The sequence below is a fragment of the Enterobacter sp. CP102 genome (assembly GCF_025152625.1).
Taxonomy (GTDB): Bacteria; Pseudomonadota; Gammaproteobacteria; order Enterobacterales; family Enterobacteriaceae; genus Enterobacter; species Enterobacter soli.
The window spans coordinates 2079962-2102244 of record NZ_CP104014.1 but is presented as its reverse complement, the minus strand read 5'-3'; the positions used below and the strand labels follow the sequence as shown (position 1 = coordinate 2102244).

Below are 22283 nucleotides of genomic sequence, written 5' to 3'. Positions count from 1 at the left end.
TTACTGATTTTCCCCCTTCGCTGGAACCCTTCCCGGTCCCTTGCTATAGCTCAACTACCCCTGCCAAAACATGGCATAACAACAGGCAACCGGTGGTTGCTATAACGCATGAGCACAGGGAGACACACCGCAATGCACGCGTCATTACTAAAACGTTCTCTGCTTTTTATCGCCGCCATTATCGCAATACTTGCCCTTCTGACCTGGGGCATCGGGCCTGAAACAATCAAAGCGCGCCAGATTGATTTGATCTACCTCGGGCAACAGCACCTGATACTGGTTTTCTCGTCGATGTTCTTCGCTCTGCTGATCGGCATCCCAAGCGGGATCTTGCTAAGCCGCCCCGCAGCACGCGGGATAGCCGAATACGTGATGCAAATCTTTAACGTCGGCAATACCCTGCCGCCGCTGGCCGTGCTGGCACTGGCGATGGTGGTGATCGGCATTGGCGATAAACCCGCCGTTATCGCGCTGTTCCTGGCGTCTCTGCTGCCGATTGTGCGTAACACTTACGCCGGATTGTGCTCGGTGCCAGCATCCTTGCTGGAAGCCGCGAACGGCATCGGGATGACCCGGTGGCAGCGCCTGCTTCAGGTCGAAATCCCTAACGCCTGGCCGGTGATGCTCTCCGGTATTCGCATTGCGACAGCGATCAACGTCGGTACTGCGCCGCTGGCCTTCCTGATTGGTGCCAGCAGCTACGGCGAGCTGATTTTCCCCGGCATCTACCTTAACGACTTCCCGACGCTGATCCTGGGCGCGGTGGCGACCGCACTCTTCGCCCTGATTCTGGATACCTTACTGGCCGCGCTGGGTCGCATAATGAGCCCGCATCTCGCTCGATAACAATAACAAGGAGCTTTTATGAGATTACTTTCCGGCCTCACGGCCCTGTGTGCTGCGGCGCTGTTCTCCAGCCAGACGCTTGCCGCCCCGCTGATACTGGCGACCAAGAGCTTTACCGAGCAGCACATATTGTCGGCCATGACGGTGCAATACCTGCAAAAGAAAGGTTTTCAGGTGCAGCCGCAAACCAATATTGCAACGGTGATTTCCCGCAATGCGATGATCAATAAGCAGATTGATATGACCTGGGAGTACACCGGTACCTCCCTCATCATCTTTAACCACATCAACAAACGCATGTCACCGCAGGAGTCTTACGAGACGGTAAAACGCCTGGACGCGAAGCACGGTCTGGTCTGGCTCAAACCCGCGAATATGAACAACACTTATGCCTTTGCTATGCAACGCAAGCGCGCCGAGGCCGAGCACATCAATACTATGTCGGAGCTGGTGGCGAAGATTGAGCAGATCCGCAAAACCGACCCGGACAACAACTGGCTGCTGGGCTTAGACCTGGAATTTGCCGGGCGCAGCGACGGGATGAAGCCCCTACAGGCGGCGTACAACATGGCGCTGGATCGCCCGCAAATCCGTCAGATGGATCCGGGGCTGGTTTATAACGCCGTGCGCGATGGCTTTGTCGATGCCGGGTTGATTTACACCACCGACGGGCGCGTGAAGGGTTTCGACCTGAAGGTACTGGAAGACGATAAAGGCTTCTTCCCGAGCTACGCGGTGACTCCGGTGGTGCGCAAAGACACGCTGGCGGCCAATCCCGGGCTGGAAGAGGCGCTCAACACCCTCTCTGCCCAGCTCAACAACGACGCTATCACCGAACTGAATAAGAAGGTGGATATCGACCATCAGTCACCGCAGCAGGTCGCCCGTGATTTCCTGCGTAGCAAACAGATGCTGTAGGAGGCGCTATGGATACCGTTCATTACATCCTTGATAACTGGAGCTACCTGTTAACCCTGACGCTACAGCACCTGTGGCTGGTGGCGCTCGCCGTTGGCTTAGCCATCATCACGGGCGTGCCGCTGGGTATTTTAATTGTCCGCCATAAATGGCTGGCCACGCCCGTGCTCGGTGTTGCCACGCTTGTGCTGACCATTCCGTCTATTGCCCTGTTCGGCCTGATGATCCCGCTCTTTTCGCTGATCGGTCAGGGTATTGGTGCCCTGCCCGCCATTACGGCGGTGTTCCTTTACTCGTTACTGCCGATTGTGCGTAACACTCACACCGCGCTCGACAGCCTGCCGCCGGGTTTGCGGGAAGCAGGACGCGGCATCGGTATGACCTTCTGGCAGCGCCTGCGCTGGGTCGAAATTCCGATGGCGCTGCCGGTGATTTTCGGCGGGATCCGCACCGCCGTGGTGATGAACATTGGGGTCATGGCGATTGCCGCCGTCATCGGCGCGGGCGGGCTGGGCCTGCTGCTGCTTAACGGCATTGGCGGCAGCGATATCCGAATGTTGATTGCGGGCGCACTGATGATTTGTCTTTTAGCAATTGTGCTCGACTGGCTGCTGCATCGCCTCCAGGTCGTGCTGACTCCGAAGGGGATTCGATAATGATAAAACTGGAAAACCTCAGCAAACACTTTTCACAGAAACATGGGCAGACCGTGAAGGCTGTCGACAACGTCAACCTGAACGTCCCCGAAGGGGAAATGTGCGTCCTGCTTGGCCCTTCCGGGTGCGGGAAAACCACCACCCTGAAGATGATTAACCGCCTGATTGCCCCGAGCAGCGGGACGATCCTCATCAACGGCGAAGACACCAGCGCCATGGATACCGTCACCCTGCGCCGCAACATTGGTTACGTCATCCAGCAGATCGGTCTGTTCCCGAATATGACCATTGAAGAGAACATTACCGTGGTGCCGCGCATGTTGGGCTGGGACAAAGCCCGCTGCAAAACCCGCGCGCAAGAGCTGATGGACATGGTGGCGATGGATCCGCATAAGTTCCTGAACCGCTATCCGCGTGAAATGTCCGGCGGGCAACAGCAGCGTATCGGCGTGATCCGCGCCCTGGCGGCAGATCCGCCGGTGCTGCTGATGGATGAACCGTTCGGCGCCGTCGACCCGATTAACCGTGAGGTGATCCAGAACCAGTTCCTGGAGATGCAGCGTAAGCTGAAAAAGACGGTCATGCTGGTGAGCCACGATATCGATGAAGCGCTGAAACTTGGCGACCGGATCGCCGTCTTCCGCCAGGGGCGGATTGTTCAGTGCGCCAGCCCGGACGAGCTGCTGGCGAAACCGGCGAATGAGTTTGTCGGTTCGTTTGTCGGGCAGGACAGAACCCTGAAGCGCCTGCTGCTGGTTTCTGCCGGTGATGTGACCGATCAGCAGCCCACCATCACGGCGCGTGAAGCAACACCACTGCCAGAGGCCTTTGCCACAATGGATGACAACGATATCCGCGCCATTACCGTGGTGGATGACCAGGGCAAACCGCTGGGCTTTGTGAAGCGCCGTGAAGCGCGTAATGCCAGCGGAACATGCCGCGATATCCTCCACCCGTTCCGCATGACCGGCAAAGCCGAAGATAACCTGCGCGTGGTGTTGTCCCGTCTGTACGAGAGCAACGCCAGCTGGATGCCGATTGTCGATGAGGATGGACGCTATAACGGCGAAATTTCTCAGGATTACATTGCGGAATACCTGAGCTCAGGCCGTACACGTCGGGCGCTGAATATTTCCAGCGAGAGCTAATACCGGGCCGGGCAATGCCCGGTTTTTTTTTCGCACGCATACCTTTTGCTAACCTCGCGATTTCCCATCACAATATTGTATCTTTCCCGTTTATGCGTGCTCCATGCAACGTCTTCATACTTACCCCGACATTCGCGCCATGTTTCGCCGGCTCCTGATTGCCACCCTGACAGGCGTGCTGGCTGCACTGGCCGTGGCTGTTTTTCGCCACGCGATGTTCCTGCTCGAATGGCTGTTTCTGGGTAACCAGAGCGGTAGCCTGGTGAATGCTGCGGGTGAACTTTCCCCCTGGCGACGGGCGCTCACGCCAGCACTGGGCGGGCTGGCGGCAGGGTTACTGCTCTGGGGATGGCAACGCCTGACCGCGCAACGCCCTCAGGCACCTACCGATTACATGGAAGCCCTCGAAACGGGTGACGGGCAGTTCGACTACGGCGCCAGCCTTGTTAAATCGCTGGCATCATTGCTGGTGGTATCCAGCGGCAGCGCCATCGGCCGTGAAGGTGCGATGATCCTGCTCGCAGCGCTTGCCGCATCGTTTTTTGCCCAACGCTTCACCCCGAAATCAGAATGGAAATTGTGGATTGCCTGCGGTGCCGCTGCCGGGATGGCCAGCGCCTACCACGCGCCGCTGGCCGGAAGCCTGTTCATCGCCGAGATATTGTTTGGCACGCTGATGCTGGCCTCACTTGGCCCGGTGGTGATTGCGGCCGTTGTGGCGTTGCTCACCACGCGCCTGCTCAGCCCGGGCGCCAGCACGCTCTATGAGGTGCATCTTAGCGAAACGCTGACCGCCATGGATTATGCCCTCATGCTGGGGATGGGACTGCTGGCAGGCGTGTGTGGCCCGTTGCTGATGTGGCTGATGGACGCCAGCCACGCTCTTTTTCTGCGGCTCAAGCTCTCGCCACCGTTCCAGCTTGCGCTTGGCGGCCTGATAGTCGGCCTGTTGTCGCTCCTGACGCCAAAAGTCTGGGGTAATGGCTACAGCGTGGTACAGGCATTTCTGCTGTCACCGCCGTTGCTGGCGGTGATTGCCGGAGTCTTTATCTGCAAATTGCTGGCGGTGCTGGCAAGCAGCGGATCGGGCGCACCGGGCGGGGTGTTCACCCCGACGCTGTTCGTCGGTATGGCGACAGGAATGCTGTTTGCGCAGATCTTCGCGCTGTGGTTCCCTGGTTCAGAAACCGCGATTTTGCTGGGGTTAGCGGGAATGGCAACGCTGCTGGCGGCCACCACACATGCGCCGATCATGTCGGCCCTGATGGTCTGCGAAATGACCGGGCAGTATTCGCTGCTGCCCGGTTTACTGGTTGCGTGTGTAATGGCCTCGGTGCTGTCGAGGACGTTACGCCACGACTCTATCTACGGACAACACGCTACCGAGCGCGGAGAGATTGATATACTGCGATAGCTCGCGCTGTTCGGCGCGGGGCAGATAAGGCAGCTCGCCAACTAATGGCCCCGGCAGCTTTTTGCTCAGCACATCGATGATTTCGGCGTAATGCGCCAGCCCCGGGTTGATGCGGTTTGCGACCCAGCCCACTAATGGCAGGCCGTCATTGGCAATCGCCTGAGCAGTCAACAATGCATGGTTGATACACCCTTCCTGAATGCCCACCACCATAATGACCGGCAGTTGTTCCTGAACAACCCATTCTGACAGCGGACGCAAATCGTTCATCAGACTGCGCCAGCCGCCCGTCCCCTCGACAACAACGTGGTCAACCTTTTCGCTCAGGTTTGCCAGGCCGTCTGACAACAGGGTGTAATTGATAAGGCCGCTGTGCGCCACGCTGCTCTCATCTTCGCTTAACGCGATAGGATTCACGGCGTGATACGGCAATTCCAGCGTTGAGACACTTTGCAGGACCAGCGCATCTTTATTACGCAGTCCTTCAGGCGTCTCTTTACTGCCTTTTGCGACCGGTTTGTACCCTGCAACACATTTACCGTTTGCCGCCAGGGCTTGCAGCAAAGCGCGGGACACAACGGTCTTTCCGACAGAGGTATCGGTACCCGTTACAAAGAAACGCTTAAGCATGACTCATCCCACCTCCTGGTGATGCTTCGAAAATATAAACCAGGTAAATAATTCAGTGGGGGAAGTCTACGGGATGCATACGCTACCCGGCTTGAGATAGCGCAATTTTTCTTACATCTGTGGAAATGAGTTAGCCCTGGAGCAAACGAATCAGTAACGAACCGTTGTACATGGCATCTTTTACCAGCGCCGCACCGGCCATGGTTCCCTGATTAGAGAACTGGGTGCTTTCAACCACGATATTCTTACTGTATGCCGGGAGCGACTGCTGACGAATGCAATCAGAGATAGCCGGGAACAGGATGTCTGCCGCCTGGCTGAGCGGTGAGCCAATCAATATCTTTTGCGGGTTAAACAAATTCACCATGATGGCGAGAATACGGCCGACGTTATTGCCGACACCGGTGATAATATCTTTTGCCAGCAGATCGCCCTGCCTCGCCGCTGCACACAGGGCATCCACCGTTAACGGCTGACCATGCAGCGTCGAACTCATCGACTGGCTAAGCCGCACCTGCGCCAGCTCCAGCACGCTTTCAACGCTGGCGATGGTTTCCAGGCACCCGTGGTTACCGCAGTAGCAGCGCTTTCCATAAGGGTCGACCTGGGTATGGCCAATTTCCACCAGGCTGCTGCTTCCGGCATGAAGCAGGCGACCGTCGGTGATAACCCCGGCACCCACGTTATGATCGATAACCACCTGAATAACATCGCGTGCGCCGCGGGATGCACCAAACAGCGCCTCAGCCATCGTCCAGGCACTGATATCATGCTGAATGTAGACCGGCACGCCGGTGTGGTTTTCCAGCACTTCGCCAAGCGGCATCTCTTTGACACCATCGTAAAACGGCATCCGGTGCACAATGCCGTTTTCCGTATCGATAATACCTGGCATGGTGATGGCAATCGCCGTCAGACGCTCAAGACGCTGCTGATGGCGAATAAAGAACTGGTCAATATGCGTAAGAATAGCGTCCAGGAGGGACTGATCGATATCGAGCGGCAGCTCCAGACGGTCTTCAACCACCAGCTTGCTGCTCAGATCGCGCAGAGCGAGGAAAATTTCGCCACGGCTGATACGCAGCGACAGGTAGTGCCACGCCTCAGTTTCCACTACCAGCCCCACCGCAGGGCGGCCACGGCTGCCTGGCTCCTGAATTTCTGTCTCCTGAACCAGGTGTGCTTCCAGCATTTCACGAACAATTTTGGTAATACTGGCAGGTGCCAGTTGTGCCAGGCGCGAGAGATCGATACGCGAAACCGGACCAAGCTGATCAATCAGGCGATAAACCGCGCCAGCGTTGGTCTGCTTAATCTGATCAATGTGCCCTGGCTGACTATCAGCAACCACCTCGTACTCCCTTATTTTCGAGCTTCGAAATAAACTGTGGGCTATGGTGAAGCACTTCAATGGTGCTCGTCAAATATTTACTTAGCCATGTGATTTACTGCACATTTTTGCCCACTTTCCTTATACATTTCGCCCCCGCGACGCCGTCATCAGCTGCGTTTTGAAACGCTGTGCCGCATGACTGAGTTCCCGGTGTTTTGACCATACCAGCCACATCTCTGAAATGGCATCTTTTTCCTCAATGGCTACCCAGCGCATTTCACGCAACTGTACCCGCTTAAATGAGGCCGGAAGGATTGAAACGCCAAGCCCGGCGGCTACCAGGCCAATAATGGTCATCGCCTCGCCCACTTCTTGCGTCATTGTCGGGGTAAGTCCGTAACGGCGCATTAACCCCAGGATGTCGTCATACAGCCCGGTACCCACCTGCGGGTCGAAAAAGACGAACGGCTCGTTAGCCAGTTCTGCCAGCGAAACAGAGGGGCGAGAGGCAAGCGGATGGTCATGCGGGATCATCGCCATCAGCGGCTCGCGCAGGATTACCTGCCACTCAAGCGAGTCCGGCAGTTGGGTGTTTCGCATCAGGCCCAGGTCGAGCGAGCCTTCATTCAGCGGGGCAATTTGTTCGCGGGTGTTGATTTCACGGGTCTGGAGATGGACATCCGGAAAATGACGGCGAAACGACGACAGCGTGGCCGATACCGCGCTGATAAACGGGGCCGATGAGGTAAAACCGATACGCAATTCACCGGCCTCCCCCAGGTAGAGCCGCTCAGCTCTGGCTGCAGCGTCATCGACCATGCTCAGGATCTGGCGGCTGTCGATAAGAAACTGTTTCCCCGCCGCCGTCAGACTCACACTGCGGTTGGTCCGCGCCAGTAAGCGTGCCCCAATCTGCTGTTCGAGGATCTGAATTTGCTGGCTTAGCGGGGGCTGAGAGATGTTCAGGCGGGCGGCAGCGCGACCAAAATGCAGCTCTTCGGCCACCGCAATAAAGTAGCGCAGATGACGCAGTTCGATATTCATATCTTTAAAGTATCATTTGAGATTATTAATATATTAGACAGAATATTTACATTTTCCTACCCTGAACATGTGGTCATACCCGTCACCAGCCAATCACGGGGATGTTTAAGCAAGGAAACTGTGTGAGTCGTACAACAACCATTGATATCGCGCCGGCAAGCGACATCGATAATCTACCCCCAGCATCACAGCCGGTTCAGTTCATTAAACGTGGTACTCCTCAATTTATGCGCGTCACGCTGGCGCTCTTCTCGGCAGGCCTGGCAACCTTTGCCCTGCTGTATTGTGTTCAGCCTATTCTGCCGGTTTTGTCCCATGAATTTGGCGTATCCCCTGCCAGCAGCAGTATTTCACTCTCTATTTCCACCGGGATGCTGGCTATCGGTTTGCTGTTTACCGGGCCACTTTCAGATGCCATTGGCCGCAAGCAGGTCATGGTAACGGCATTAATGCTGGCCTCTGTCTGCACGCTGCTCTCAACCATGATGACCAGCTGGCACGGCATCCTGGTGATGCGCGCCCTGATTGGACTATCGCTTAGCGGAGTCGCCGCGGTCGGGATGACCTACCTCAGCGAAGAGATCCACCCCAGTTTTGTCGCCTTCTCAATGGGGCTGTATATCAGCGGGAACTCGATCGGCGGCATGAGCGGACGCTTGCTGAGCGGGGTGTTCACGGACTTCTTTAACTGGCGTATTGCGCTGGCGGTCATTGGCTGCTTTGCCCTGGCCTCTGCGCTGATGTTCTGGAAAATTCTGCCGGAATCACGCCATTTCCGCCCGACATCCCTGCGCCCGAAAACGCTGTTTATCAACTTCCGTCTGCACTGGCGCGATAAAGGGCTGCCGCGGCTGTTCCTGACCGGTTTTCTGTTGATGGGTTCGTTCGTGACCCTGTTCAACTACATTGGTTATCGGCTGATGCTCTCTCCGTGGCATCTCAGCCAGGCGGTGGTTGGCCTGCTCTCTGTTGCCTATCTCACCGGCACCTGGAGTTCCCCTAAAGCCGGGGCAATGACCGCACGTTTTGGCCGTGGCCCGGTCATGCTGGTCTCAACCGGCGTGATGCTGCTCGGCCTGCTGATGACGCTGTTCTCTTCGCTGTGGCTGATTTTCGCCGGGATGCTGCTCTTCTCCGCAGGCTTTTTCGCCGCGCATTCGGTCGCCAGCAGCTGGATTGGCCCGCGCGCGCGTCGTGCCAAAGGCCAGGCCTCATCCCTGTACTTGTTCAGCTATTATCTGGGATCCAGTATCGCCGGGACGCTCGGCGGTGTGTTCTGGCATAACTACGGCTGGAACGGCGTGGGCGGGTTTATTGCGCTGATGCTGTGTATGGCATTGCTGGTGGGGAGTAGCCTTCACCGGCGTTTGAAATAACCTAAGCCTCTGACTGTTGTGTCGTCTTTCTTGCCGGGTGGCGCTGCGCTTACCCGGCCTACGCCTCTCGTATCAAACCTCTGAAAATCACGTTAAACTCCCAGGACACATCAAACCGAACGAGAACAATAACTATGCCAAAAAATGTTGCTTATCAGGAGCTCACCCGCACCTTCCAGCGTCTTTCCCGCTTCTCGCACCTCTCCTCCATCGCCAGCTGGGATATGTTCACCATGATGCCGCCAGGCGGCAGCGCTGCGCGGGGTGAAGCCCTGGCTGAGATGAGCGTCTTGCAGCACCAGATCCTGACAGACAAGAAAGTGGGCGAGTGGCTGGCCGCAGCGCAAAGCGAAGATCTGAATGACGTGGAACAGGCAAACCTGCGTGAAATGACGCGCCACTATCAGCAGGCGTCCCTGCTGCCGGAATCGCTGGTGGAAGCGAAGTCTCTGGCGGGCAGTAAATGTGAGCACGCCTGGCGTTCGCAGCGTCCGGCAAATGACTGGCAGGGTTTTTCTGCAAACCTGAAGGACGTGGTCAGGCTGAGCCGGGAAGAAGCCCGCCTGCGTGCAGAGGCGAAAGGCTGCTCGCCGTACGATGCCCTGCTGGATATTTTTGAGCCGGATATGACCAGCGCCCGTCTGGACGTGCTGTTTGCTGACATGAAATCCTGGCTGCCAGACCTGCTGGCGAAGGTAGTGGAAAAACAGTCACAACAGTCGTTTGTCCCGCCACAAGGCCCTTTCGCGACCGCCGATCAGCGGGAGCTGGGTCTGGAAGCCATGAAAATGCTCGGCTTCGATTTTAACGCCGGTCGTCTGGACGTTAGCGCTCACCCGTTCTGCGGCGGTGTGCCAGAAGATGTGCGTATCACCACACGTTATGATGAAGACGAACTGCTGAGCGCGCTGTTTGGCGTGGTTCACGAAACCGGACATGCCCGCTACGAGCAAAACCTGCCGCGTGCCTGGGCGGGCCAACCCATCGCACAGGCGCGATCCACGGCAATCCACGAATCCCAGAGCCTGTTCTTTGAAATGCAGCTTGGGCGCAGTAACGCGTTTCTGAAACATCTGCTCCCTGCCGTACATGCCCGTTTCGGTAGCCAGGCCGCCTTTAGCGAAGAGAACTTTATTGCCTGGAACCAGCGAGTGAAGCCTGGCTACATTCGCGTCGATGCTGATGAAGTGAGTTATCCGGCGCATGTTGTGCTGCGCTATGAGATTGAACGCGCACTGATTAATGGTGAGATTGAAGTTGATGATATCCCTGCCCTGTGGGATGAGAAAATGCAGGCCTGGCTTGGGTTGTCCACCAAAGACAACTACCGCAATGGCTGTATGCAGGACATCCACTGGACCGACGGCGGCTTTGGTTACTTCCCGTCTTACACTCTCGGTGCAATGTACGCCGCACAGCTCTTCCACGCCGCGAAAACCGCGCTGCCCGGGCTTCAGGCATCTGTTGCAGACGGCGATTTCTCTGCCCTGTTTGACTGGCTGCGTCAGAATATCTGGCAGCATGGCAGCCGCTTTAGCACCTCGCAGTTAATTACCCAGGCGACCGGGGAAGATCTGAATATCCGTTATTTCCGTGAACACCTGACCGCGCGTTACCTGTAATACATTCTGCCGGAGTTCGCTCCGGCAATCCCCCCTAATTTCCGCACTAAGAATATGATTTTGTGCATATACTGACGCTTGCGCTTAATGCCATAATTCTTTTTCTGGCCCAGAATTAAACCGTTATCAGGCCAGGCATAAAAAATAAATAAAGGGATGAATGATGAAAGGCAAAATGAAAACGATGGCCTTAGCCATGCTGTGCGCGACGAGTCTGAGTACTTTCGCCGCCACGGATAACACGCCAAAAGAAGCGTACGACGATATTACACACTCACTGGCTGACCTCCAGCCCATCACGTTTCAGGCTCCTGCTGAAAAGTACAAGCTGCTGGTGTTTATTGATAACCAGTGCATCTACTGTAGCAATGTGGTGAAAAACGTTAAGCAATATACGGATGCCGGTTTGACGATGTCGTTTGTGACCGTCGCCCCCGACTCTATTCGTGATTCTGTGATTGAAGACATGGGGCGCGTCTGGTGTTCCGCCGATAAGGTGAAAAGTCTGCAAAAAGCGATGACCGGTTTTTTACCCGATAACGACTCGACTCCGGCCTGTTCTGCGCTGGTCGAGCGGCAATCAGCGCTGGCCGCAAGACTGGGTATTAACATCACGCCATTCATGGTGGTGATCGAACCTGAATCACGTTCAATCTTAGGCAGCCAGCCACCCGCTGCCATCCTTGCAGCCCTGAAGAAATAAGCCTCGGGGTGTACGAACAGGCGCGTGCTGCCTTGTTCGTACACCTTGCACCTGCCGTTGTACATTACGTTACACGCCGATACCAATCACTCACGGAAACCTCGGGTTTACAGGGATATAGTTCTTTCAACGGCCCCGCAGTGGGGTTAAATGAAAAACCAAATTCGAGGGTATGAGAATGAACAAAGTATTAGCTCTGGTTGTTGCCGCTGCTATGGGTCTGTCTTCTGCTGCATTTGCTGCTGAAACTACTGCAACTCCTGCACCAGCTGCTGCTCCGGCTGCAACTACCACCGCAGCACCAGCTAAAGCGGTTCACCACAAGAAACATCATAAAGCCGCTGTGAAAAAAGAAGCAGCAGCGCCGGCAACCGCAGCGCCAACTGAACAGAAAGCGCAGGCTGCCAAAAAGCACCACAAAAAAGCCGCTAAACCAGCTGTAGAGCAGAAAGCTCAGGCTGCTAAAAAGCACCACAAAAAAGCCGCTAAGCCAGCTGTAGAGCAGAAAGCTCAGGCTGCTAAAAAGCACCACAAAAAAGCCGCTAAACCGGCTGTAGAGCAGAAAGCTCAGGCTGCTAAAAAGCATCACAAAAAAGCAGTAAAACACGAAGCTGCTAAACCAGCTGCACAGCCAGCTGCGTAAGAGTACAAGCTTAACCGTGCCCTTCGGGGCACGTTGGTAAACCGGCGCTGAACCGGAAAGGTACAGCGCCGTTTTTTTATCCGGAGGGCGTATGCTGCGACGCTATCGGTTTGAGCTCATTCTTATTCTGCTTATTTTATGCGCGCTCATCGCAAGCCACTTTTATCTTTCCTGAATGTAGCACGCTGATTTTACTCCCACTTTAACGCCGTCCCGTCTATAGTATTTTCATAGGGTTCACTTTTAATAATCATAATTACCCCCACCAGAGTGTGATATGCGTAAATCTGTAGTGTTGTTACTGGGAACGTTTACTCTTTTTTCTGGCTTTTCACATGCGGATGATGGTGGCGATGACACCATGAGCGCCAAAGATGTAAAGACGCTTTTTTTTGGCCATGACGATCGTACGCGTGTTGCCAACCCTACTCAGCCCCCGTGGGATGCTATTGGCCAGCTGGAAACCGCCAGCGGCAACTTATGTACTGCCACCTTAATTACCCCTCAGCTTGCACTGACCGCAGGCCACTGTCTGTTAACACCGCCAAACGGCAAACCGGATAAAGCCGTTGCCTTGCGCTTTGTGTCACAAAAAGGGGTGTGGCGATATGAGATCCACGGAATTGAAGGCCGTGTCGACCCGTCGCTGGGCAAACGCCTGAAACCGGATGGTGATGGCTGGATTGTGCCGCCGGCTGCGGCGTCCTGGGATTTTGGTCTGGTGGTGTTACGTTATCCGCCGTCTGGCATTACGCCACTGCCGCTGTTTGACGGTGACAAAGCCGCACTGACTGCCGCGCTGAAGGCCGCCGACCGCAAAGTGACACAATCGGGTTACCCTGTTGATCACCTGGATACGCTGTACACCCATTCAGACTGTATTGTCACGGGCTGGGCGCAAAACAGCGTATTGTCACATCAGTGCGATACCTTACCGGGCGATAGCGGTTCGCCGTTGATGCTGAAAACAGACAACGGCTGGCAGCTGATTGGCGTTCAAAGCTCTGCTCCTGCCGCTAAAGACAGATGGCGTGCCGATAACCGCGCGTTGTCCGTTACCGGTTTTCGTGACAGACTCGAAGCGCTGGCGCAGCAGTAGGTCAGCACTGTCTGACCTGACGTAATTCAATAATTGCCTCAATCGGCATCGGCTGGCTGAACCAGAATCCCTGCAACTGATCGCAGCCAGCCAGCCGTAAGAGTTTCATCTGTTTTTCGTTTTCCACACCTTCCGCCACCACCGCCATCCCCAGCGCGTTAGCAATTCGCACCGTACCACTCACCAGCGCGGCGGCCTGTTCATCGTTATCCACCAGCCCGGCCAGCGATTTGTCTATTTTGATGGTGTCAAAATTGAAACGGCGCAGATAGCCGATGCTTGAATAGCCTGTGCCAAAATCATCCAGTGCAACCGCCGTACCCAGCGCTTTCAGGTTAACTATCGCTGAACGCGCCCGCTCCGGGTTTTCCAGAACATAGGTTTCAGTGACTTCAAGCTGGAGTCGGTTCGCCGGGAAATGGGTGATATCCAGCACGTTGGCGACCTTATCTTCAAATTCAGGGTCGCGGAACTGCGCCGGAGAGATATTGACGGATAATTTTAAATCGCCAAAAGGCTCCAGATCGCTACAGGCCCGGTGCAGGACAAACTGGCCGAGCTTATAAATCAGGCCACTGGTTTCAGCAATCGTAATAAAGGTGTCCGGGCCAAGTTCTCCTTCCGGGCGGCGTGGCCAGCGCACCAGGGCTTCGACGCTGGTCATTTTCTGGCTACGCGCATCAATAATCGGCTGATACCAGACATCAAACTCATCGCGTTCAAGGCCGCTACGGATCTGGTTTTCAAGTGCCAGCTGCCGTTCCCGTACGCTGTTGAGCTCTGCATCGTAGTGGGTGATCCGCCCTTTTCCGGTCATTTTGGCGTGATACATGGCGATATCAGCGCGACGGAACAGCTCGGAGCTGGTGCACTCAATCAGGGTTCCACTGGCGATCCCGATGCTGGCGCTGATATGAATGGTGCGATCCCCCAGACGAATCGGGGCATTCAGGAAGTCGAGCACCGCCCCGGCAAACGCTGACGCCTGCGCCTCTGAGCGATCGCCGCCAATGGTCATCGCAAACTCATCGCCCCCCATACGCGCCAGCATCCCGCCAGGCGGAACCCGTTCACGCAGGGTTTTTGCAATGGCGATGATCAGGTCATCACCCACGCTGTGGCCATAGATATCGTTCACGTCCTTAAAGCCATCAAGATCGATAAAGACCACGCTTTTCACGTCAATATCACCGCGCAGGCTGACCTGATCCAGCGCTTCTATCAACGCGCGTCGGTTGGGTAAATGGCTCAGCCAGTCCGTTCGTGCCACCAGCCGGGCCTGACTTTCCCCCCGGGCAAGCTTATACAGCCCCACGCTACTCACCAGAATAAACAGCAAGATCAGGGCAGCCGCCAGAATGACGATTTGCGTGATGTCTGACGATGCCGCCATCGCCGCCTGCGCCCCCGGCAGCCGCGCTTGCCAGTTGAGATAGCCCAAAATCTCCCCGGCCGAACTGTTAAGCGGCATACTCATATCGTTGATTTTATTGGGCGTATAGTTGAGGCGGTCTATCTGAAACGTGGCCCCGAGATCGGACAAAATCTGGGGATTAAGATGGCGGGTAATGACCAGATAACGGCGCGTATCACCGCTAATCTGGAGCGGCCCTACCATCGGGCGCACAAGCCCGATACCAATAAACGCCACGCCGTTGCGGGTTCGGGTGATCCCGGCGTAAATATTCTTGTCTGTGAGTAATGCGCTGCGGTGCTTATCAATCAGCGCTTTCAGGCCTGAACCAAAAAATGAGAGATCTTTTTCCCTAAAAGGCTGGCTTTGAAATGCCCCCCACAGCACATTGAAATGTTCATCCAGTACAAATGTCCCGTCGTAGAGATTATTGATTTTAAACCCCGCGCCCCAGGTATTATACAGCCATTCGGTATCCAGCTTAGGGCTATAAAGCTCACGTACGGCGTCGTCCCAGACGGCATTATCGATCACCAGCGAGGAGACACGGTTAACGGAGGTCTGGATCGCCCCCTGAACCGAAAGCACGGTGCGGTGTTCATCAATTTCATTGGTTTTGGTGCTGATAAGATGAAGAGACAGGTAAAGCAACGCGACGACAGACACGATTAAGCCGATCCCCGCCATGAATATCATGACGAACAGCGTTTTTGCGGTGGGGATATTGCGCCAGCTTAAGGTGAGATACATCAGCCATCCTCTTCAACGTCATGCTTTTATAAGAGTAATACAGGCAGCGGATTTCGCTGCCCGTAAACACTGGCTGTATTCGTCAGGCGAGTTTGATCATCACCATACCTGCTAACAGTAGCGCCAGCCCTATCCAGCCTTTGTTATTTAAACGCTGGCCGAAAAGGATCCAGCCCGCGGCAAGCGTTGCGGCAATACCAAACCCGCCCCACAGCGCATAGGCCACAGACAAATCGATGCCTTTTACCGCCTGCGACAGCGCACTGAACGCGCCCAGTACGGCGGCAATGGACAGCAGGCCGTAAAACTTACGGCGAAAACCATCGGAAAACTTCAGAAAGACGTTAGCCACAATTTCCAGCACAATGGCGAACGCCAGCCAGGCCGCGTGGATCCATTCAAACTGCTGCATGAGCCTTCTCCTTCGGCTGTTTTGTCGGCTTACGTGTACCCGATTTAATCAGCACAATCCCGGCAACCAGGGTCGTCAGTCCGGCAATTTTCATGGTTGATAACGCCTCATCAAATAACATGACGCTGAACAGCGTAATCAACAAAATACCGACACCTTCCCACAATGCATAGGCCACACCCAGCGCGATTTTCTTTACCGCAAAGGACAGGAAAATATAGGAAAGTGAAATCATCACCAGCATTAAAATAAAGCCAGTGTTGCCATCACTGACACTTGCCCATTTCATAGACAAGGTGCCGGTAATTTCAGCGATGATAGCCAGAGCTAATAAAATCCAGTAAAACATGATCTTCTCCTGCTTGAGAATATAATCCATCGTGGCTCGCCTCAGACGGCAAACCAAAAAAATATGAAATTAAATCAGACAGCTAAGCGCATAGCGCCAGCTCAGGCAGAAGACGTGACTATAGCGCGGTGCGCCAGTGTTGCTCACCAGACAGAAGGCAGAGGGAGGTAGAAAATACAGCGGTGTTTTTTGAAATGTACGTCCTGAACAAATTGTCCATAAAATTACAATTATCCGCGATCTTGCTTCTCGTCTTTGCGGATGAAAATTGTCCTCGGTAGTTGAACACGCCTGATTTGTACCATAAGCCAGGAATTTACTCAAAGTCTTTTCATTTCTTTACCCACCCTGTTTGACCTCGGTTAGTTTATTGAATCAGCATTCGCATCTATTATAAATAAAAGAATTATTTCAGGAACTTCCATGGCTAAACCCATCATTACCCTGAACGGGCTTAAAATTGTCATCATGCTGGGCATGTTGGTGATCATTCTGACGGGCGTCCGTTTTGCGGCGGACATCATTGTGCCCTTTATTCTCGCGCTTTTTATTGCCGTGATACTCAATCCGCTGGTTCAGCGCATGGTCCGGCTGCGCATTCCCCGCGTGCTGGCCATTACGCTTCTGATTGGCATCATCATTGTCGCTATGGTGCTGCTGGTGGCGTATCTGGGAACCTCCCTGAACGAGCTGGCACGTACCCTGCCTAAATACCGTTCATCGCTGGTGATCCCGCTGCTGCAAATTGAGCCCTGGCTGCAACGCGCGGGTATTGAGGTATCGGTTGAGGAGCTGCTGAAGTATATCGATCCTAATGCTGCCATGACCCTTGTCACCAGTCTGCTGGCGCAGCTTTCGAATGCCATGACGTCTATTTTCCTGCTGTTTTTAACGGTGGTCTTCATGCTGCTTGAAGTGCCGCAACTGCCGGCAAAGCTGCAACAGATAATGACTCGCCCCGTGGAAGGCATGGGCGCGATTCAACGCGCGCTGGACAGCGTTTCGCGCTACCTGGTGCTGAAAACGGCCATTAGCCTGGTCACGGGGCTGGTTGTCTGGGGGATGCTCGTCGCGCTGGATGTGCGTTTTGCGTTTGTATGGGGGCTGCTGGCCTTTGCGCTTAACTATATTCCCAATATCGGCTCGGTGCTGGCGGCTATTCCGCCCATCCTTCAGGTGCTGGTCTTTAGCGGGTTTTACGATGCGCTCATTTTACTGGCGGCCTATCTGGTGATTAACCTGATCTTCGGCAACATCATGGAGCCGCGAATGATGGGACGCGGGCTTGGGCTTTCCACTCTGGTGGTGTTTTTGTCCCTGATTTTCTGGGGCTGGCTGCTCGGCCCGGTCGGCATGTTGCTTTCCGTGCCGCTGACCATCATTGTGAAAATTGGTCTGGAGCAAACGGCAGGTGGGCAAAGCATCGCCATTTTGCTCAGCGATATGAGCCATAAGTAAGCGTGGCCCCTGTCTGTCAGAGGCTTACAGGTTCATATCCAGCAGCGGTTTACTGACTCTTCCGGCCTGGCGGTAGCACTGTAGCGCCGCCTGCCATTGCGTCAGCGGATAAACCGTAACGCCGCTGTACTGGCTTGCACACAACGTCGGCCAGATGTCCCGGAACGCCGCCTGCCACGCCTCCACGCTCAGCGCATCCAGGTAATTGCGAATGTGGAACCACTCCACGCGTGGAAAGGCCCGTTGCTGCCTGAACGTTTGCCCGCTGAGCAGCCCATAACAGACAAATACCCCCTCTTCGGGCATCAGGCTCAGAAGGGTTTCTGCCAGGCTACCGCCCGTGGCATCGAACACCACGTCCGCACGCGCGGCGACGGCGGTCACCATCGCCGTATTACCTTGATCTATCGGGATAATGCCCATCGCAGCCAGCCGTTCGCCATGAACAGGCGAGCGGTGAATGCCGTATACCTCTGCCGCCCCGGAGCTGCGTGCCCACTGCCCGAGCAATATAGCGCAATCCGAACCGGCAGCCGTTAGCAGCACCCGTTTCCCCTGCGGTGGGTAGAGGTTCAGCATCATCCTGGCGGCCAGCGGGTTAATGTATGCCCGCGCGGCAAGGTGCGAGTGAACCTCTTCCGGCACCGGGATCGCATATTCCGCCGGGCAATCAACATACTGCTGCCAGGTACCTTGCCCCCGCAGCGGCAGCACACGCTTGCCCAGAAGATGCGCGAAACCTACAGGCGCTTCAGTCACCTCTCCCACCCCTTCATAACCCGCCACAGCCGGTAATGGCGTGCGGTGACGATACGCACCGGTAATGGGGATAAGGTCAGAGGCATTGACCGGGGAATAGTGCATACGCACCCGCAGTTCCCCAGGTTTCAGCGCGCCAGGCGCAGTGAGTTCAGGTTGCAGTACGGACGCAGGTTCGCCAAAACGGCGATACCAGAGAGCGAGGTTATTCATGACTTTCTCACCGAACAGAATCAGACCGGCTGATACACCGCAGAGGCGGAGTCAGCAAATGCACACCCTTTAGTGTGTCCCTTTTATACCAGCATGAGATAGGCTTTTACCGCTTCACTGGGTTCTTGTTCCCGGCTGATAATCACCAGATTGGCGGTTAAATCCGGCTCATTCAGCCGACGGTAGATCAGGCCTGGAATATGCACCTGCTGCAACGGGGCCGGGATCAACGCCAGCCCCAGCCCGGTAGCCGCCATCGCCAGAATACTCAGCGTACTGCCGGAGCGGTAGGCAATATGGCAGTGCTCCCCAAGCCGTTGTGTCAGCATGATAAACAGATGTTCATGGCTATCGTGCGCGTCATATAAAACAAGAGGTTGCCCGGCAAGCATCTCTATCGTTAAGTCTGCATACTGTGCGAGAGGGCTTTCCTCAGTCAGTGCGACCAGGATTTCCCAGTCGCCAATGCGCCTGACGGCAATGTCCGGCCCTGTGATATTGCTGTGCGCCGGGGTATAGCCAATGTCCAGATGCCCGGCAAGAATGGCATCGACCTGCTCCTGCGGGCCAACTTCCTGAATCATCAGCTCCGCATCTGGAAAGCGTTGATGAAAAAGGCGCAAGTCCGCTATCAACTTCCCGCTAAAGATAGCATTACCGGCAAACCCTACCCTGACCCGCCCCGTTTCCCCACGCATGGCGCGCTCAACGGTGAGCCGGGTATGTTCAGCCTGCTCAAGCGTTCGTCTGGCTTCAGTGAGTAACAGCACGCCCGCCTCAGTAAGCTCAACCCGGCGGCTGGTGCGGATAAACAGTGCGCCCCCCAGCTCAGCTTCAAGGGCCTTTATCTGCATACTCAAAGCGGGTTGTACAATGTTGAGTCGCTCCGCGGCGCGACCAAAATGCCCCTCTTCAGCGACAGCTAAAAAATAGCGCAGATGACGTAATTCCATACTGAACCCTATCAATAACTAAAATTGATTGATTGGTAATATCTATATATTTCATTTTATCTTTTTCCCGCGGCAAACTGAATCCCGTCAAACAACAGGAGCAACGACCATGCGTAATCAACAAAATGACCGCCAGCAACTTAATGACCTGATGAACGGCTGGATGCACCGGGATCTGGGCGAATGGGAGCAGCTAAATGAATTGTTCCATCCCGACGGCACGATTGAAATCACCTGGTTTGAAGGACTGGGAAGCGATTTTGTGAAGGGTTCAATGCGTATGGGCGCATCAGATTTACGAACCAAGCACCTTATCGCCTCTCCCGCGGTGACCTTTAATGCTAACGGAGATAAAGCCATCCTTGAAACAAATGCCATCATCATCGCGGAAAACGTAAAGCTGAACATCGGTTGCGAATGCCACAATCGTTTTTATGATCTGGCGGAAAAAAGAGAAGGTATCTGGAAGCTGTTCCACCGCCAGAGTATTTATGACATGGGCACGTTTACCTTCCCGCTGGGCCCGGTTGAAATTGATCGTCGTATTGCCGAAAAATACCCCCGGGAATATGCGGCACTGGCGTATTTACTGGAGCAGAGCGGATTCCCGCTCGGGCGCGTATTTGCCACCCGGGGCAGCGAGCTGGAAACAAACATGAAAGCGGATGCGCAACGCTGGCTGTCAGCCTGAGTGTTGAGCGCCCTGTCGCCTGCGGGGATTAATACCGGTAACGGGTTAATCCCCCGCGTCCTACCGTACCACCGGCAAATCCGCATACTTTGTCGTGTAAGACGGAGACAGCATCTCACGCTTCATCGACCAGGCTTTCTCGATCCCCTGCCCGGCAAACCAGACTTTCCCTTTCCCGGAATGATTAAGCCTGTCTATCGCCTCCATCAACGCCATGCTATTGGCTCGCGGGCGGTTGTCATCGAACAAATTAAGCTGTGCGACCCCACTGCTGAAAAAGTCTGCCAGCATCACCCCCGCTTTCATATAGCGATACCCATCGAGCCATATCCGCTCTAACGCTTGCGTGGCGGCGCGGATGATATCGCGTGAGTCATTGCTCGGCGTCAACAGGGTGACGGAAGCCTGATTGCCGTAATACACCTCATTATCTGCATGAGGGCTGGTCCGCAGAAATACGCTGATAAAGCGACAATACTGGCGCTCGCCACGCAGTTTTTCCGCTGCGCGTTCGGCGTAAGCGCAAATCGCCTGATGCATCTCAACGTATTGCGTAATGCGATGCCCAAAAGAGCGGCTACAAATGATTTGCTGCTTCGTGGGGGTAAATTCCTCCAGGCTAAGGCAACGCTCGCCGCGAAGTTCACGAACCGTGCGCTCCAGAACCACGTTGAAATGTTTCCTGATGACCCACGAAGAGCTGTCGGCCAGCTTAAGCGCCGTGGTTATGCCCATCGCATTTAGCTTTTTGGTGATCCGCCGCCCAACACCCCATACCTCTTCCACCGGCACTGCGGCCAGCAGTTTGCGCTGACGATCGTGGTCTGATAAATCAACAACACCGCCCGTGCTGCGCCATTTCTTCGCCGCATAGTTCGCAAGCTTTGCCAGCGTTTTCGTCTGCGCAATCCCCACACCCACCGTCAGCCCGGTATTTTTCAGTACCTGGTTGCGCATCTGGTGCGCGAAAATATCCAGTGGCATACAGCTGTCGATACCCGAGACATTCACGAACGCCTCATCAATGGAGTAGATCTCTATCGCCGGGGAAAGATCGGTTAACGTCTGCATCACGCGGCTGCTGAGATCGGCATACAGTGCGTAATTCGAGCTAAACACGTAGACCCGCGACGGATAGCGTTTCTCCTTGAACTTAAAGTATGGTTCGCCCATTTTGATCCCCAGCTGCTTTGCCTCGCGGGAAAGCGAAATAATGCAGCCATCGTTATTGGACACCACCACAATGGGCTTTCCCTGAAGGTCAGGGCGAAAAACCGTCTCGCAGGACGCGTAGAAGCTGTTGACGTCAACAAGTGCGAACATGGCTATGCATTTCCGGGTCACCCGCGCGATGGCTTTTTACCCCGCCCGAATGTTTATGTGTTTTCAGCGTATGCGTCACCACGCCGAAGATTTGCAGCTCCTCTTCGGAGTGAAACGTAATAGGCTGATAGCGGGTATTGTGGGGAAGCAATCTTAAGACCGGCCGGGTTTGTAGCTCTTTTACCGTAAACTCTCCGTCCACCGCCGCCACAACGATGTCGCCATGTCCCGCCGTTAACGAACGGTCGACCACCAGCAGATCGCCATCGCCGATCCCGGCCCCGATCATGGAATCCCCGCTGACTTTCACGAAATACGTTGCGCTGGGGTGTTTTACCGCCAGCTTATTCAGGTCGATACGGTCTTCAACGTAATCCTGCGCAGGGCTTGGAAAACCACAGGCAACGCGCTCCAGAAACAGCGGTAACTCCATGTCCTGCAGGGGATAATACGAAAAGAGAGTGCTCATAATTGCCTTTCCTGCCATTTACTGTATATAAATACAGTATTACGGGTTATGGGTAAGGAT

The 22283-nt window shown here is 55.0% G+C and carries 22 protein-coding genes; 12 read left to right on the top strand and 10 right to left on the bottom strand.

The features are described 5' to 3' along the window. The first annotated feature begins 132 nt into the window (after positions 1-132). The 5 genes from osmY to clcB all read left to right on the top strand — a co-directional run bounded on the left by osmY (position 133) and on the right by clcB (position 4982). Entirely contained in the window at positions 133-846 is a 714-nt protein-coding gene (gene osmY / locus N1249_RS09895) for an osmoprotectant ABC transporter permease OsmY (RefSeq protein ID WP_259837298.1), read from the top strand. Between the two features lie 18 nt (positions 847-864). Continuing rightward, positions 865-1764 (top strand): osmoprotectant ABC transporter substrate-binding protein OsmX, encoded by a 900-nt coding sequence (osmX, locus tag N1249_RS09890; RefSeq protein WP_259837296.1) that lies wholly within the window; start codon positions 865-867, stop codon positions 1762-1764. An 8-nt stretch (positions 1765-1772) separates the two neighbouring features. Then, positions 1773-2420: an osmoprotectant ABC transporter permease OsmW gene (osmW, locus tag N1249_RS09885; protein WP_182060844.1), complete on the top strand. Its 648-nt coding sequence runs from the start codon at positions 1773-1775 to the stop codon at positions 2418-2420. Beyond that, positions 2420-3568 (top strand): osmoprotectant ABC transporter ATP-binding protein OsmV, encoded by a 1149-nt coding sequence (gene osmV, locus N1249_RS09880; protein WP_259837294.1) that lies wholly within the window; start codon positions 2420-2422, stop codon positions 3566-3568. The genes osmW and osmV overlap by 1 nt, the downstream gene beginning before the upstream one ends. Positions 3569-3671: 103 nt before the next feature. Continuing rightward, the gene (gene clcB / locus N1249_RS09875; RefSeq protein ID WP_259837291.1) at positions 3672-4982 is read left to right on the top strand and encodes a voltage-gated ClC-type chloride channel ClcB; all 1311 of its coding nucleotides are present in this window, start codon (positions 3672-3674) and stop codon (positions 4980-4982) included. Here the strand turns inward: clcB and bioD are convergent. The 3 genes from bioD to N1249_RS09860 all read right to left on the bottom strand — a co-directional run bounded on the left by bioD (position 4917) and on the right by N1249_RS09860 (position 7989). Further along, positions 4917-5612, bottom strand: coding sequence for a dethiobiotin synthase (gene bioD, locus N1249_RS09870; RefSeq protein ID WP_014070052.1), 696 nt, complete (start codon positions 5610-5612; stop codon positions 4917-4919). The two genes, clcB and bioD, sit on opposite strands and share 66 nt — an antisense overlap. Positions 5613-5742: 130 nt before the next feature. After that, the gene (mlc, locus tag N1249_RS09865; protein WP_259837289.1) at positions 5743-6963 is read right to left on the bottom strand and encodes a sugar metabolism global transcriptional regulator Mlc; all 1221 of its coding nucleotides are present in this window, start codon (positions 6961-6963) and stop codon (positions 5743-5745) included. A gap of 120 nt (positions 6964-7083) precedes the next feature. Further along, entirely contained in the window at positions 7084-7989 is a 906-nt protein-coding gene (locus N1249_RS09860; protein WP_259837287.1) for a LysR family transcriptional regulator, read from the bottom strand. 122 nt (positions 7990-8111) lie between these two features. On the opposite strand from N1249_RS09860, the gene N1249_RS09855 reads away from it, so the two are divergent. The 5 genes from N1249_RS09855 to N1249_RS09835 all read left to right on the top strand — a co-directional run bounded on the left by N1249_RS09855 (position 8112) and on the right by N1249_RS09835 (position 13432). Then, positions 8112-9365 (top strand): MFS transporter, encoded by a 1254-nt coding sequence (locus tag N1249_RS09855; RefSeq protein WP_259837285.1) that lies wholly within the window; start codon positions 8112-8114, stop codon positions 9363-9365. 134 nt (positions 9366-9499) lie between these two features. After that, complete coding sequence (locus N1249_RS09850; RefSeq protein ID WP_259837283.1) at positions 9500-10987, top strand: carboxypeptidase M32; 1488 nt, start codon at positions 9500-9502, stop codon at positions 10985-10987. A 160-nt stretch (positions 10988-11147) separates the two neighbouring features. Further along, positions 11148-11690, top strand: coding sequence for a thioredoxin fold domain-containing protein (locus N1249_RS09845; protein ID WP_259837281.1), 543 nt, complete (start codon positions 11148-11150; stop codon positions 11688-11690). A gap of 178 nt (positions 11691-11868) precedes the next feature. Further along, entirely contained in the window at positions 11869-12333 is a 465-nt protein-coding gene (gene asr / locus N1249_RS09840; protein ID WP_014070043.1) for an acid resistance repetitive basic protein Asr, read from the top strand. A gap of 277 nt (positions 12334-12610) precedes the next feature. Next, on the top strand, positions 12611-13432 hold the full coding sequence (locus N1249_RS09835; RefSeq protein ID WP_259837273.1) for a serine protease: 822 nt from the start codon (positions 12611-12613) through the stop codon (positions 13430-13432). Position 13433: 1 nt separating this feature from the next. On the opposite strand, the gene N1249_RS09830 is transcribed toward N1249_RS09835, so the two are convergent. The 3 genes from N1249_RS09830 to mdtJ form a co-directional block, all read right to left on the bottom strand. Continuing rightward, a complete protein-coding gene (locus N1249_RS09830; RefSeq protein WP_259837271.1) occupies positions 13434-15596 on the bottom strand; it encodes an EAL domain-containing protein in 2163 nt (720 codons plus the stop codon). An 82-nt stretch (positions 15597-15678) separates the two neighbouring features. Then, positions 15679-16008, bottom strand: a complete 330-nt coding sequence (gene mdtI / locus N1249_RS09825) for a multidrug/spermidine efflux SMR transporter subunit MdtI (RefSeq protein ID WP_259837270.1) — start codon at positions 16006-16008, stop codon at positions 15679-15681. After that, positions 15995-16357: a multidrug/spermidine efflux SMR transporter subunit MdtJ gene (gene mdtJ, locus N1249_RS09820; RefSeq protein ID WP_259838069.1), complete on the bottom strand. Its 363-nt coding sequence runs from the start codon at positions 16355-16357 to the stop codon at positions 15995-15997. Before mdtJ ends, mdtI begins: the two co-directional genes overlap by 14 nt. A 423-nt stretch (positions 16358-16780) precedes the next feature. On the opposite strand from mdtJ, the gene N1249_RS09815 reads away from it, so the two are divergent. Further along, positions 16781-17815: an AI-2E family transporter gene (locus tag N1249_RS09815; RefSeq protein WP_259837268.1), complete on the top strand. Its 1035-nt coding sequence runs from the start codon at positions 16781-16783 to the stop codon at positions 17813-17815. A 24-nt stretch (positions 17816-17839) separates the two neighbouring features. On the opposite strand, the gene N1249_RS09810 is transcribed toward N1249_RS09815, so the two are convergent. Together N1249_RS09810 and N1249_RS09805 are read right to left on the bottom strand one after the other, a co-directional pair. Continuing rightward, positions 17840-18787, bottom strand: coding sequence for a zinc-dependent alcohol dehydrogenase family protein (locus N1249_RS09810; protein WP_259837261.1), 948 nt, complete (start codon positions 18785-18787; stop codon positions 17840-17842). A gap of 83 nt (positions 18788-18870) precedes the next feature. Beyond that, positions 18871-19740: a LysR substrate-binding domain-containing protein gene (locus N1249_RS09805; protein ID WP_259837259.1), complete on the bottom strand. Its 870-nt coding sequence runs from the start codon at positions 19738-19740 to the stop codon at positions 18871-18873. A 109-nt stretch (positions 19741-19849) separates the two neighbouring features. Between N1249_RS09805 and N1249_RS09800 the strand changes: the two genes are divergently transcribed. Beyond that, complete coding sequence (locus N1249_RS09800) at positions 19850-20431, top strand: nuclear transport factor 2 family protein (protein ID WP_259837257.1); 582 nt, start codon at positions 19850-19852, stop codon at positions 20429-20431. 60 nt (positions 20432-20491) lie between these two features. Here the strand turns inward: N1249_RS09800 and umuC are convergent, their stop codons facing one another. Together umuC and umuD are read right to left on the bottom strand one after the other, a co-directional pair. After that, the gene (gene umuC / locus N1249_RS09795; RefSeq protein WP_259837255.1) at positions 20492-21754 is read right to left on the bottom strand and encodes a translesion error-prone DNA polymerase V subunit UmuC; all 1263 of its coding nucleotides are present in this window, start codon (positions 21752-21754) and stop codon (positions 20492-20494) included. Beyond that, entirely contained in the window at positions 21738-22223 is a 486-nt protein-coding gene (gene umuD, locus N1249_RS09790; protein WP_259837251.1) for a translesion error-prone DNA polymerase V autoproteolytic subunit, read from the bottom strand. Before umuD ends, umuC begins: the two co-directional genes overlap by 17 nt. Positions 22224-22283 lie beyond the last annotated feature (60 nt).